Below are 15255 nucleotides of genomic sequence, written 5' to 3' on the forward strand. Positions count from 1 at the left end.
CGACACCGCGAGCGTGTTCGTGCCCTCGCTGCGCAGCGACCGCGACGAGGCCAGGACGGTCCTCGAAGCGCTCGCCACCCTCCAGGTGAGCGGGCCGGTGCCGGACTGGTCCCGCTTCTTCGCCGGTTCGGGTGCGACCACCATCGGGCTGCCCGGCTACGAGTTCCAGGGCAACCGGTACTGGCCCACGCCACGCACGGCCGGTGACTCCTCTGCGGAGGACGGGCAGTTCTGGGACGCGGTCGAGCGCCAGGATGCCGCCGCGCTGACCGGCGGCGGCCTCGTCGGCGAGGGCGAGCTCGAACCGCTGACCGCGGCACTGCCCGCGCTCGCCGCCTGGCGCAGGCGGCGCCGGGAAGCCGCGGCCGTCGACTCGTGGCGGTACCGGATCAGCTGGCTGCGCGGCGAGGACGGCCCGGCCGCGACGATGTCCGCCACGCTGTCCGGCACGTGGCTGCTCGTGGTGCCCGAAGCCGCGGCTGACGACCTCGTGGCGGGCTGGGCCGCCAGCGCCCTGTCCCAGCGCGGCGCCGCTGTCATCACCGTCGCGGCGCCGGCATCGGACCGGGCCGACCTCGCGGCACGGCTGGTCGCGGCGGGCACCAACGTCCCGGTGGCCGGAGTGCTGTCCCTGCTCGCGCTCGACGGCGCGACGGACGCGAACGACGCGGACTCCGACCGGCCCGCACTGGACACGCTCGCGCTCATCCAGGCGCTGGACGACGCGGAGCTCGACGCGCCACTCTGGATCGTGACGCGCGGCGCGGTGTCGATCGGCCGCTCCGACGCGCTGGGCGGCACGAGCCAGGCCGCCGTGTGGGGGCTCGGCCGGGTGCTGAGCCTCGAACAGCCCCGCCGGTGGGGTGGTCTCGTCGACCTTCCCGCCGACCTCGACGGCCGCGCGGCCGACCGCCTGTGCGCGCTGCTCGCCGACGGGACCGAAGACCAGCTCGCGCTGCGTTCGTCCGGCTGGTTCAGCCGCAGGCTCGTCCGGGACGCGCGCAGCGCCGCACCGGCGACGTGGCGGCCGCAGGGCACCGCGCTGATCACCGGTGGCACCGGAGCGCTCGGCGCGCGCGTCGCGCGCTGGCTCGCCGACAGCGGCATCTCCCGGCTGGTGCTGACGAGCAGGCGGGGACCCGCCGCACCCGGCGCCGACGACCTGCGCGCCGAACTCGAAGCCACCGGCACCGACGTGCGGATCGTCGCCTGTGACGCGGCGGACCGGGCCGCACTCTCCGCGCTCGTCGACGAGCTCGACGCCGAGGGCCCGCCGTTGCGCACCGTGGTCCATGCCGCGGGCATCGGTTCCAGCGGTGCGCTGGCGGAGCTCACGGCCGACGCGTTCGCCGCCGAGATGTCGGCCAAGGCCGTCGGCGCGGCGAACCTGGACGAGCTGCTCGGCGACCGCGAGCTGGATGCCTTCGTCCTGTTCTCGTCGATCTCGGCCACGTGGGGCAGTGCGGGGCTCGGCGCCTACGCGAGCGCCAACGCCTACCTCGACGCGCTGGCCGAGCACCGGCGTGCGCGCGGGCTCGCGGGCACCTCCGTCGCGTGGGGCGCGTGGGCGGACGGCGGCATGGCCGAGGGCGAGGAGCAGGAACGCCTGTCGCTGCGCGGAATCCAGGCCATGGCACCGGCGAGGGCCGTCGCCGCGCTGCAGCGCGCGCTCGACCACGACGACACGAACGTGACGATCGCCGACGTGGACTGGGCACGTTTCCTGTCCCTCTTCGCCGCGGCGGGGCAGCGCCCGTTGTTCACCGCGCTCCCCGAGGCGGCGGAGGTCCTGGCGGGCCCGACCGCGGGCGAAGCGGATGGCAGGGCCACCTCCGCGCTGGAGGAGGCGCTGGCCGGGCTGCCCGACGCCGAACGGGTCGAGCGGCTCACGGCGCTGGTCTGCCAGGCCGCCGCCGTCGTCCTCGGCCACCGGTCGGCGGACGACGTGCGAGCCGACCGCGCGTTCCGCGACCTCGGCTTCGACTCGCTCTCGGCGGTGGAGCTGCGCGACCGGCTCAGCGGTGAGACCGGCGTGGCGCTGCAGGCGACCGTCGTGTTCGACTACCCGACACCGGCGGCGCTGGCCCGGTCGTTGCACGAGCAGCTGTTCGCCACGACCGGGGCCACCACTGAGGTCACCGCCGCGCGGACTCCCGCCGTCGCGGCCACCTCGGACGATCCCATCGTGATCGTCGGCATGGCGTGCCGCTATCCCGGCGACGTCGAGAACCCCGACGACCTGTGGCGGCTGGTCGAGGAGGGTGGCGACGGCATCACCCCGTTCCCCACCGATCGCGGCTGGGACCTCGCCGCGATGTTCGATCCGGACCCCGAGCAGGCGGGCACCTCGTACGTCGCCGAGGCCGGCTTCCTCCACGACGCCGGCGACTTCGACCCCGCGTTCTTCGGCCTCAGCCCCCGTGAGGCGCTCGCGATGGACCCGCAGCAGCGACTGCTGCTCGAAGTCTCCTGGGAGACGTTCGAACGCGCGGGCATCGACCCGGACCGCCTCAGGGGCGACGCGGTCGGGGTGTTCGTCGGGGCGTCGACGTCCGGATACGGCGGCGGCAGGGCCGACGAGGGCACCGAGGGCTACAACCTGACCGGTGCCGCGACGAGTGTCATGTCGGGCAGGGTCGCCTACACCCTCGGCTTCGAGGGCCCCGCGGTGACCGTCGACACGGCGTGCTCGTCCTCGCTCGTGGCGCTGCACCTCGCCGTGCAGGCACTGCACAACGGCGAATGCGACATGGCGCTCGCGGGCGGCGTCGCGGTACTCGCCACACCGGCGGGATTCGTCGAGTTCAGCCGCCAGCGCGGGCTGGCGCCGGACGGCCGGTGCAAGTCGTTCGCCGCCGCGGCGGACGGCACCATCTGGTCCGAGGGCGTCGGCATGGTGCTCGTGGAGCGCCTCTCGGATGCCCGCAGGAACGGCCACGAGATCCTCGCGGTGGTGCGGGGCAGCGCCGTCAACTCCGACGGCGCCTCCAACGGGCTGACCGCCCCGAACGGCCCGTCGCAGCAGCGGGTGATCCTGTCCGCGCTGGCGAAGGCGGGCCTGTCCACGGCCGACGTCGACGCGGTCGAGGCGCACGGCACGGGCACGGTGCTCGGCGACCCGATCGAGGCGCACGCCCTGCTCGCGACCTACGGCCAGAACCGGCCGGACGACCAGCCGCTCTGGCTGGGATCGCTGAAGTCGAACGTGGGACACACCGCGGCGGCCTCCGGCGTCGGCGGGGTCATCAAGACCGTCATGGCGATGCGGCACGGTGTGCTGCCGCGAACGTTGCACGTCGACACGCCCACCCCGCACGTCGACTGGTCCTCCGGCTCGGTCTCGCTGCTCGCCGAGGCGCGGGAGTGGACCCCCGACGGCAGGCCGCGCAGGGCAGGTGTGTCCTCGTTCGGGATCAGCGGCACCAACGCGCACGTCATCATCGAGCAGGCGTCCTCGGACGGCGAGGCCCCGGTCGAGCCGGAGACGAGGACGTTGCCGGCCTCGGCGGTGCCGTGGGTGCTGTCGGCTCCGTCCGACGAGGCGCTGCCGTCGCAGGCGGCACGGCTGCTCGACCACCTCGACCACGTCGAGGACGCGGAGCTGGACGTCGCGTTCTCCCTGGCCACGACACGTTCGGCCATGGAGTTCCGGGCGGTGCTCGTCGGCGCCGACCCGAGGGCGGGTCTCGCCGCGGCCTCGGGCCGCACGGACGGGACAGCCGTGGCGGCGGGGCAGGGCGAGCTCGTGACGGGCAGGGTGACCGGTGGGAAGGTCGCGTTCCTGCTCTCGGGGCAGGGCTCCCAGCGCTCCGGCATGGGCCGGAGCCTGTACGAGGCGTTCCCGGCGTTCGCCGATGCCTTTGACCGGGTGGCGGCCGGTTTCGACCGGCTGCTCGACCGGCCCGTGCGGGAGGTGACCTTCGACGGCGGCGATCTGCTCGACGAGACCGAGTACGCGCAGGCCGGCCTGTTCGCACTCGAGGTCGCGCTGGCCAGGCTGCTCGAATCGTGGGGAATCACCCCGGATCTGCTGCTCGGGCACTCGATCGGCGAGCTGGCCGCCGCGCATCTCGCGGGCGTGCTGTCGCTCGACGACGCGGTCACGCTGGTCGCCGCGCGCGGCCGGCTGATGCAGGCGTTGCCCCGTGGTGGGGCGATGGTGCCATTGCGGGTGCCGGAAAGCGAAGTCCTGCCGCTGCTCGGCGACCGGGTGTCGGTGGCCGCGGTGAACGGCCCGGACACCGTGGTGGTCTCCGGTGACGAGGACGTGGTGCTGGAACTCGCCGACCGATTCTCGGCCGAAGGCCGCGAGGTCAAGCGGCTGCGGGTGAGCCACGCGTTCCACTCGCCGCACATGGACGCGATGCTCGACGAGTTCCGCACGGTCGCGGAAGGGCTGACGTATCACAGCCCCCGGATTCCCTTCGTGTCCAATGTGACCGGGCAGATGGCCGGAGCCGAGGTCAGCACGGCCGAGTACTGGGTGCGGCACGTGCGCGAGGCGGTCCGCTTCGCCGACGGCATGGCGAGCCTGCGCGAGCAGGGCACGACGACGTGCGTGGAGCTGGGCCCGGACGGCGTGCTCACCGCGCTGGGCGCGGCGTGCCTGCCGGACTCCGACGCCGAGCTCGTCCCGACCCTGCGGCGGGACCGCGACGAAGCCCACACCGTGGTGTCGGCGCTCGCCCGCCTGCACGTGCGCGGCAGCGCGGTCGACTGGCCCCGATTCTTCGCGGGTACGGGCGCGCGGCGCGTGTCCCTGCCGACGTACGCGTTCCAGCACGAGCGCTTTTGGCTGTCCGGAACCGGGGCCGAACCGGCGGGGCCGCGCGGTGGCGAGCACCCGTTGGCGGGTGCCGCGGTCGAGCTCGCCGAGACCGGCACCGTCGTGCTGACGAGCAGCCTGTCGCTGCGGACACACCCGTGGCTGGCCGATCACGCCGTGCTCGGCTCCGTGCTGCTGCCCGGCACGGCGTTCGTGGAGCTCGCGTCGTACGCGGGCGAGCGCACGGGTTGCGGACGGGTCGAGGAGCTGACCCTCGAAACCCCCCTCGTGCTGCCCGAGCAGGGTGGGCTCGACCTTCAGGTGGCGGTGGGGTTCGCCGGAAACGACGGCCGCCGCGCGGTGAGCGTCCACACCAGGCCGGACGAGGACGCCGAGTGGACCAGGCACGCGAGCGGCGTCCTGGCCGAGGAGACCTCGCCCGCGCGGGAGTCGCTCGCGGTGTGGCCACCGGAGGGCGCGCAGCGTCTCGACCTTGATGGTTTCTATGCCGGACTGGCCGAGCTCGGCTACACCTACGGACCCGCGTTCCGCGGTCTGCGGTCGGCGTGGAGTCTCGGCGACGACGTGTTCGCCGAGGTGGCCCTGCCCGACGACGTCGAGGTGAACGGGTTCGGCGTGCATCCGGCACTGCTCGACGCCGCGCTGCACGGCATCGGGCTCGCCGGTTCGCAACGCGGCGGCGCGGCCGGGCTGCCCTTCGCGTGGTCGGGCGTGTCGGTGTTCGCGGTCGGCGCTTCCGCTGTGCGAGTGCGAATCTCCCCGTCCGGCTCGGGCTTCTCGCTGCTGCTCGCCGACGGCGCCGGTGAAGCGGTGGCGGCCGTCGAGTCGCTCGTGTTCCGGTCGACGTCCGGCAAGACACCCGTGGCACGGCGCGACCACCTCTACACGGTGGACTGGGTCTCGGTCGCCGCCGGTGACGAGGAGCCCGCGTCCGACGTCACGGTCCTGGAGGTCGGCACCCGCGAGGGCGACCCGGCGGCGGACGTGTACGACACCCTCCACGACACGCTCGACTCCGTGCAGCGGTGGCTGGCCGACGACCAGCCCGGAACCGCACTGGTCGTCACCCGAGGTGCAAGCGACGGCCATGACCTGGCGCAGGCCGCGGTGTGGGGGCTGCTGCGCACGGCGCAGTCGGAGCATCCCGGTCGGCTCGTCCTGCTGGATCTCGACGACCGCGCCGAACTCGACGACGTCCGGGCCGAGGTGCTGGCCTCGGGAGAGCCGCAGCTCGCCGTGCGCGACGGTCAGCTGGTGGCGCCGCGGCTGGCCAGGGCGGAGCCAGGAACGGGAGAGCACCCGGCGACGCTCGACGGCACGGTGCTGGTCACCGGGGCGAGTGGCGCCCTGGGCGCCCTCGTCGCGCGGCACCTGGTGGCCGAGCATGGTGTGCGGCAGCTGCTGCTGGTCAGCCGCCAGGGCGCCGACGCACCCGGTGCGGCCGAGCTCGTGGCGGAACTGGCCGAGGCCGGTGCCGAGGCCCGGCCCGTGGCGTGCGACGTCGCGGACCGCGACGCGCTGGCGGGCGTGCTGAACGACATTCCCGCCGACCGTCCTCTGGTGGGCGTGGTGCATGCGGCGGGTGTGCTGGACGACGGTGTGTTCTCGTCGCTCACGCCCGCGCGGGTCGCGACCGTGCTGCGCCCGAAGGTCGACGGTGCCCGGAACCTGCACGAGCTGACGCAGGGCCATGAGCTGTCGTTGTTCGTCCTGTTCTCCTCGGCTGCGGGTGTGCTCGGCTCCCCGGGGCAGGCTGGCTACGCCGCGGCGAACGCCTATCTGGACGCACTGGCGCAGTATCGCCGTGCCCGGGGCCTGGCCGGGCAGTCGCTGGCGTGGGGGCCGTGGGCCGAGGGCGGCATGGCCGGTGGACTGAGCGAGACCGAACGGCGCAGGATGGCGAAGGCAGGGCTTCCGCCCCTGTCGGCCACCGACGGGCTCGCCCTGTTCGACGCGGCACTGCGGGTCGACGCACCGGTCGTCGCCCCCGTACACCTCGACCTCGCCGCGCTGAGGGCGCGTGCCAAGGTCGAGAACCTGCCGCAGCTGCTGCGCGGCCTGGTCCGCGTGTCGGGCAGGCGAGTGGCGCAGTCGTCGACGGCCGAATCCGGTCTGGCCGACGAACTGGCCGGCCTGCCCTACGACGACCAGCTCACGCGAGTGACGGAGCTGGTCCGCTCGCAGGTGGCGCTCGTGCTCGGCCACGCCTCCGGCGACGCCGTCCGAACCGACCAGGCGTTCAACGATCTGGGTTTTGATTCGTTGACGGCGGTGGAGTTGCGGAATCGGTTGAATGCGGTGTCGGGTTTGCGGTTGCCTGCGACGTTGGTTTTTGATTATCCGACGCCGTTGGTGTTGGCGGAGTTCGTGGTCGGGGAGCTTGTGGGTGAGCAGGCTGGGCCTGTGGTGGTGGCTCCGACTGTGGTGGGTGATGACGAGCCGGTGGCGATTGTGGGGATGAGTTGTCGTTATCCGGGTGGGGTGTCGAACCCGGAGGAGTTGTGGGATTTGGTGGCGTCGGGTGTGGATGCGATTGGCCCGTTCCCGACCGACAGGGGTTGGGAGATGGATGGTGCTGGTGGGTTTTTGAGTGATGCGGCGGAGTTTGATGCTGGGTTTTTTGGGATTTCGCCGCGTGAGGCGGTGGCGATGGATCCGCAGCAGCGGTTGTTGTTGGAGGCGTCGTGGGAGGCGTTGGAGCACGCCGGTATCGACCCGGTGGGGCTTCGGGGCAGCAGTACGGGTGTGTTCGCGGGGTTGATGTATCACGATTATGGCAGGGGTGCGGAGAGCATTCCTGATGGTGCTGAGGCGTTTTTGGGGTTGGGTAACACCGGCAGTGTGTTCTCGGGTCGGGTGGCGTATAGCTTTGGGTTTGAGGGTCCGGCGGTGACGGTGGATACGGCGTGTTCGTCGTCTCTGGTGGCGTTGCATTGGGCTGTGCAGGCGTTGCGTTCGGGTGAGTGTTCGATGGCGCTGGCTGGTGGTGTGACGGTGATGGCCTCGCCGGGGACGTTTGTGGAGTTCGACCGCCAAGGTGGCTTGGCTGGTGATGGGCGGTGTAAGTCGTTTGCGTCGTCGGCGGATGGCACTGGCTGGTCCGAGGGTGTGGGTGTGTTGGTGGTGGAGCGTCTTTCGGATGCTCGGCGGCTTGGGCATGAGGTGTTGGCGGTGGTGCGTGGGTCTGCGGTGAATCAGGATGGTGCGTCGAATGGTTTGACGGCGCCGAATGGTCCGTCGCAGCAGCGGGTGATCCGCCAAGCCCTGGCCAACGCCGGACTCGCACCGGCCGAGGTGGATGCGGTTGAGGCGCACGGCACGGGCACCACCCTGGGTGATCCGATTGAGGCGCAAGCACTGTTGGCGACGTATGGGCAGGATCGTGAGCGGCCGTTGTGGTTGGGGTCGATCAAGTCGAACCTGGGTCATACGCAGGCTGCGGCGGGGGTTGCTGGTGTGATCAAGATGGTGCAGGCCATGCGCCACGAGACCCTGCCGCAGACTCTGCACGTGGATGAGCCCACTTCTGAGGTGGATTGGTCTGCGGGTGCGGTGGAGTTGTTGACGTCGGAGACCGCGTGGCCGGAGACGGGTCGTGCGCGTCGGGTGGGTGTGTCCTCGTTCGGGATCAGCGGCACCAACGCCCACGTGATTCTTGAGCAGGGTCCGCAGTCCGTTCACGATGACGGTTCGCGGCGTGAGTTGCCGGTGGTGCCGTGGGTGGTGTCGGCCAAGACCGAGCCGGCTCTGGGCGAGCAGATCGCTCGCCTCCAGTCCTTCGCCGAGGCTCGTGGGCTGGACCCGGTGGACGTCGGCTTTTCGTCGGCTAGCCGGTCGGTGTTCGAGCACCGCGCTGTGCTGCTGGATGACGGTGTGGTGCGTGGTAGCGCGGCGGTGCCCGGTGGTGTGGCGGTGTTGTTCACCGGTCAGGGTGCGCAGCGACCCGGTATGGGCCAGGAGCTGTATGCGGCCTATCCGGTGTTCGCCGAGGCTTTCGACGCGGTGTGCGCCGAGTTGGACCGCCATCTCGATGCTTCTGTGCGTGAGCTTGTCTTCGGTGAGGATGAGCGGGTTCACGAGACGATGTGGGCGCAGGCCGGGCTGTTCGCCATCGAGGTCGCGCTGTTCCGCTTGGTGGAGTCCTGGGGCTTGACCCCGGACTATGTCGTCGGGCACTCGATCGGTGAGGTCGCCGCTGCGCATGTGGCGGGTGTGTTCGATCTGGTGGATGCGTGCCGGTTGGTGGCGGCGCGGGGCCGGTTGATGCAGGCCCTGCCCGCCGGCGGGGTGATGGTCTCGTTGCAGGCCACCGAGGCCGAGGTCGCCCCCTTGCTGTCGGGCGGGGTGTCGCTGGCGGCGGTGAACGGTCCGTCGTCGGTGGTGCTCTCCGGTGACGACGATGCCGTTGCCGCGGTCCTTGCCGAGTTCGAGGGTCGTAAGCAGAAGCGGTTGACGGTGAGTCATGCGTTCCATTCGGCGCGGATGGAGCCGATGCTGGACGAGTTCCGCACCGTGGCCGAGGGCCTCGCGTTCGAGGCACCGCAGGTGGCGCTGGTGTCGAATCTGACCGGTGGCGTGGTCTCGGATGAGGTGTGCTCGCCCGACTATTGGGTGCGGCACGTGCGGGAGACCGTCCGTTTCGCGGACGGCATGAACACGCTGCACGAGCAGGGTGTGACCCGGTTTGTCGAGCTGGGTCCGGATGGTGTGTTGTCGGCGGCGGGGCAGGACTGTGTCTCGGACGGGGTGTTCGCCCCGGTGATGCGGCGTGGGCGGGATGAGGCCGCGACGCTGGTGCGGGCGGTGGCGGAGATGTTCGTGCACGGCACCGATCTCGACTGGGCCGCCCTGTTCGCTGGGTCGGGTGCGCGGCGGGTGGAGTTGCCGACGTATGCCTTCCAGCGGGAGCACTACTGGCTGCGTTCGTCCGGGATGCCCACGCGCGATATCCGCACGCTGGGGTTGGATGACGCCGAGCATCCGTTGCTCGGTGCGCTGATGGAGCTTCCCGGCAGTGGGTCACTGGCGTTCAGCGGCCGGGTCTCTCTGCATACGTGGCCGTGGTTGGCCGATCATGCGGTGGGTGGCACGGTGTTGGTGCCGGGGACGGTGTTCGTGGATCTGGCTCTGCACGCCGGGCTTCGGGCTGGGTATCCCGGGCTGGAAGAACTGACCCTCGAAGCTCCACTGGTCCTCGACGGCGATCAGGCACCGACCATCCACGTCACCATCGAGTCGACCGGAGACGACGACCGCCGCGCCGTCGCCGTACATTCCCGGCTCCGGGACGGAGACCCCTGGATGCGGCACGCGGTCGGGACCGTGACCGCGACTTCCGCGTCTCCCGACCGAGCACCCGCCGAGTGGCCGCCTGCGGGTGCGGCCGAGGTGGCCGTCGAGGGGTTGTACGACGAACTGGCCGTGGCGGGGTTGGAGTACGGGCCGGTGTTCCAGGGTGTGCGCCGGGCGTGGCGTGCCGAGGGACAGGTGTTCGTCGACGTGGCGTTGCCGGACGGTGTTTCCGTCGAGGGCTTCGGTGTGCATCCGGCGTTGCTGGACGCGGCGCTGCACGGCATTGGGCTCTTGGACGGGCACGACGAGGACGCGCATGGTGGCGTCGCGCTGCCGTTCGCCTGGTCAGGAGTGTCGCTGTTCGCCATCGGAGCGACGGCGGTACGAGCACGCATCACGCCCGCCGGATCGGGCTTCTCCCTGCTGCTCGCCGACGAGACCGGGCAGCCGGTGGCAGAGATCGCGTCGCTGGCGCTGCGGCCTGCCGCGGTGGACGGGCTCGACGCGGGCCAGCGTGTCGACTCGCTGTTCGGCGTGGACTGGGTGCCCGCTACGGGCGCTGAGATCGACAGCGAGTTGCGGTGGGGCCAGTGGGGCACGTTCTCCGACGACTCCACTGACGGAGCGGAACTTGAACGCGTCCCGGATGTGGTGACCTACGAGGTCGGCGCTACCGACGGTGCCGCGCCGGGTACGCGCGCGGTGCTCCACGAGGTGCTGCCCGTGGTGCAGCGCTGGGTGACGGACGAGCGGTTCGCCGACGCGACCCTGGTCGTGGTGACCCGCGGCGCCGTCGACGGCGAAGACGCCGGACAGTCGGCGGTGTGGGGGCTGGTGCGGTCCGCGCAGTCCGAGTATCCGGGCCGATTCCTGCTGGTCGACGTGGACCGCGACACCGTGGAGCCCGGTGGCGTGCTCGCCTCGGCGGTGGCCCTCGGTGAGCCGCAGGTGGCGGTGCGGGACGGGGAGGCGTTGGTGCCCCGGCTGGTGCGGGAAAGCGCGAAGCCCGCGCCGGCGCTGGACCCGGAGGGCACGGTTCTGCTGACAGGTGCCAACGGTGCGTTGGGTCGGTTGGTGGCTCGCCGGTTGGTTGCCGAGCACGGGGTGCGGCATGTGGTGTTGGTGAGCCGTTCCGGTGGTGGTGCGGATGCGGTGGCTGACCTGGATGTGGATGTGCGGTCGGTGGCGTGTGACGTTGCGGATCGGGATGCGCTGGCCGGGGTGCTCGATGCGATTCCGGCCGAGCATCCGTTGGTGGGTGTGGTGCATGCGGCGGGTGTGCTGGACGACGGTGTGATCTCGTCGTTGACCCCGGAGCGGGTCGAGGCCGTGCTGCGGCCGAAGGTCGAGGGTGCTCGTCACCTGCACGAGTTGACGCAGGGTATGGATCTGTCGTTGTTCGTGTTGTTCTCGTCGGTGTCGGGCGTGTTGGGTTCGCCCGGGCAGGGCAACTACGCGGCGGCGAACGCCTACCTGGACGCACTGGCGCAGCATCGCCGCAGTCAGGGTCTGCCGGGGCTGTCGCTGGCCTGGGGACCGTGGGCCGAAGGTGGCATGGCCGGTGGTCTGAGCGAGACCGACCGGCGCAGGATGGCGAAGGCGGGGATGCCCGCGCTGACCGATGCCGAAGGCTTGGCACTGTTCGACGGCGCACTGGATTCCGACCGTGCCGTGCTGGTCCCCGCCCGGTTCGACCTGGCGGCGTGGCGTGAGCGGGCCGCGGCCGATGGGGTGCCCTCGTTGATGCGGAGCCTGGTCCCCGCCACACGTCGTCGTGTTGCGCAGGCTGCGAGTGGTAGTGGTTTGGCTGCTCGGTTGGGTGGGTTGTCGGTGGAGGATCGGCAGTCGGTGGTGTTGGAGTTGGTGCGGGCTGAGGTGGCGGCGGTGTTGGGGCATGTGTCGGGTGAGGCTGTGGAGCCGCATCGTGCGTTTAGCGAGTTGGGTTTTGATTCGTTGACGGCGGTGGAGTTGCGGAATCGTTTGAACGCGGTGTCGGGTTTGCGGTTGCCTGCGACGTTGGTTTTTGATTATCCGTCGCCGTTGGTGTTGGCGGAGTTTGTGGTGGGTGAGCTTGTGGGTGAGCGGGAGGTGGTTGCTGCTCCGGTTGCTGCGTCGGTGGTGGGTGTGGATGAGCCGGTGGCGATTGTGGGGATGAGTTGTCGTTATCCGGGTGGGGTGTCGAACCCGGAGGAGTTGTGGGATTTGGTGGCGTCGGGTGTGGATGCGATTGGCCCGTTCCCGACCGACAGGGGTTGGGAGATGGATGGTGCTGGTGGTTTCCTGACCGGTGCGGCGGAGTTTGATGCTGGGTTCTTTGGTATTTCGCCGCGTGAGGCGGTGGCGATGGATCCGCAGCAGCGCCTGCTTTTGGAGGCGTCGTGGGAGGCGTTGGAACACGCCGGTATCGACCCGGTGGGGCTTCGGGGCAGCAGTACGGGTGTGTTCGCGGGGTTGATGTATCACGATTATGGGGTCGGCAGTGAGGCTGCTGAGGGCTCGAGCGGGACCGGCAATTTGGGCAGCGTGCTGTCCGGTCGGGTGGCGTATTCGTTTGGGTTTGAGGGTCCGGCGGTGACGGTGGATACGGCGTGTTCGTCGTCGTTGGTCGCTCTGCATTGGGCTGTGCAGGCGCTGCGTTCCGGTGAGTGTTCGATGGCGCTTGCTGGTGGTGTGACGGTGATGGCCTCGCCGGGCACGTTCGTGGAGTTCGACCGCCAAGGCGGGCTAGCGGGCGACGGCCGGTGCAAGTCGTTCGCGTCGTCGGCGGATGGCACGGGCTGGTCCGAGGGTGTGGGTGTGTTGGTGGTGGAGCGTCTTTCCGACGCTCGGCGGTTGGGTCATGAGGTGTTGGCGGTGGTGCGTGGGTCTGCGGTGAATCAGGATGGCGCGTCGAATGGTTTGACGGCGCCGAATGGTCCGTCGCAGCAGCGGGTGATCCGCCAAGCCCTGGCCAATGCCGGACTCGCGCCGTCCGAGGTCGATGCGGTCGAAGCGCATGGCACGGGCACGACCCTGGGTGATCCGATCGAGGCGCAGGCCCTGTTGGCGACGTATGGGCAGGATCGTGAGCGGCCGTTGTGGTTGGGTTCGATCAAGTCGAATCTGGGTCATACGCAGGCTGCGGCGGGGGTTGCTGGTGTGATCAAGATGGTGCAGGCCATGCGCCACGACACCCTCCCGCAGACCCTGCACGTGGATGAGCCCACTGCTGAGGTGGATTGGTCTGCGGGTGCGGTGGAGTTGTTGACGTCGGAGACCGCGTGGCCGGAGACGGGGCGTGCGCGTCGGGTGGGTGTGTCCTCGTTCGGGATCAGCGGCACCAACGCCCACGTCATCCTCGAACAAGGCCCTGCTGTGGAAGCGGCGGCTACCGAGGAGCCTGGCCGTGAGCTGCCGGTCGTGCCGTGGGTGGTGTCGGGCAAGACCGAACACGCCCTGGACGAGCAGATCGCTCGTGTTCGCTCCTTCGCCGAGGCCCGTGAGCTGGCTCCGATGGATGTGGGCTACTCGCTGGCTAGCCGGTCGGTGTTCGAGCACCGCGCGGTGCTGCTGGATGACGGCGTGGTTCGTGGAGACGCCGCCGTGTCTGGTGCGTTGGCGTTCCTTTTCACCGGTCAGGGTGCTCAGCGGACGGGTATGGGCCGCGAGCTGCATGAGGCGTTCCCGGTGTTCGCGGAGGCTTTCGACGCGGTGTGCGCCGAGTTGGACCGCCACCTTGAGTTCTCGGTGCGTGAGCTTGTCTTCGGTGAGGATGAGCGGGTTCACGAGACGATGTGGGCGCAGGCCGGGTTGTTCGCCGTCGAGGTGGCGCTGTTCCGTTTGGTGGAGTCCTGGGGATTGAGCCCGGACTATGTCGTCGGGCATTCGATTGGTGAGATTGCCGCTGCGCATGTGGCGGGTGTGTTTGACCTGGTGGATGCGTGCCGGTTGGTGGCGGCTCGGGGTCGGTTGATGCAGGCCCTGCCCACTGGTGGGGTGATGGTGTCGTTGCAGGCCACCGAGGCCGAGGTCGCGCCCTTGCTGTCCGAGGGTGTGTCGCTGGCGGCGGTGAATGGGCCTGAGTCGGTGGTGCTCTCCGGTGACGAGGACGCGGTCACGGCCGTGGTGGACCGGTTCGAGGGCCGCAAGCAGAAGCGGTTGACGGTGAGTCATGCGTTCCATTCGGCGCGGATGGAGCCGATGCTGGATGAGTTCCGCACGGTCGCCGAGGGCCTGTCGTTCGAGGCGCCGCAGGTGGCGTTGGTGTCGAATCTGACCGGTGGCGTGGTCTCGGATGAGGTGTGCTCGCCCGACTATTGGGTGCGGCATGTGCGGGAGACCGTGCGGTTCGCCGAGGGCATGAACACGCTGCACGAGCAGGGCGCGACCCGCTTTATCGAGTTGGGCCCGGACGGTGTGTTGTCGGCGGCGGGGCAGGACTGTGTCTCCGACGCCGTGTTCGCCCCGGCGATGCGGCGTGGTCGTGATGAGGCGGCCACGCTGGTGCGGGCGGTGGCGGAGATGTTCGTCCACGGCACCGATCTGAACTGGACCACCCTCTACACCGGGACCGGCGCACGGCGAATCTCGCTGCCCACCTATGCGTTCCAGCGGGAGCACTACTGGCTGCGCGCCAGCGCACCCACCGGCGACGTCCGCACGTTGGGGCTCGACAACCCCGAACACCCGTTGCTGGGCGCGATGGTGGAAAGCGCCCGTGGCGACGAATACCTGTTCACCGGCAAGGTCTCTCAGCGGACCCACCCCTGGCTGGCCGACCACGAGGTACTCGGCACCGTCCTGTTCCCGGGCTCAGCGCTTGTCGAACTCGCTCTGCACGCCGGGCACACGACCGGATACCCGGCCCTTGAGGAACTCGTCGTGACGACGCCGCTCACGGTGTCCGCCGACGAGGACGTGCGCCTCCAGGTCACCGTCGGACCCAGCGAGGATAGTGACCGTCGGGCGGTCCACGTCTACTCGCGCTCGGTCACCGACGACTGGATCGAGCACGCGAGCGGAACCCTCGCGGCGTCGGCCGAACACTCCGGCCGTTCCGCGAGGATCGACACCTGGCCACCGGCAGCCGACCCCGTTGACGTCGGCACCATCTACGACGACCTGGCCGCCGTGGGCCTCACCTACGGTCCCAGCTTCCAGGGCCTGCGCGCGGCGTGGCGCGACGGCGACACCGTCTA

At 70.4% G+C, this 15255-nt stretch carries 1 protein-coding gene (cut by both window edges); it reads left to right on the plus strand.

This entire window lies inside a single protein-coding gene on the plus strand: locus FFT09_RS23375, encoding a type I polyketide synthase (protein WP_244231418.1). The 38880-nt coding sequence extends 2537 nt beyond the window's left edge and 21088 nt beyond its right edge, so the window shows coding positions 2538-17792, spanning codon 846 (partial) through codon 5931 (partial); the first complete codon in view begins at position 2. Both the start codon and the stop codon lie outside the window.

The sequence above is a fragment of the Saccharomonospora piscinae genome, assembly GCF_005862235.1.
Lineage (GTDB): Bacteria > Actinomycetota > Actinomycetes > Mycobacteriales > Pseudonocardiaceae > Saccharomonospora > Saccharomonospora piscinae.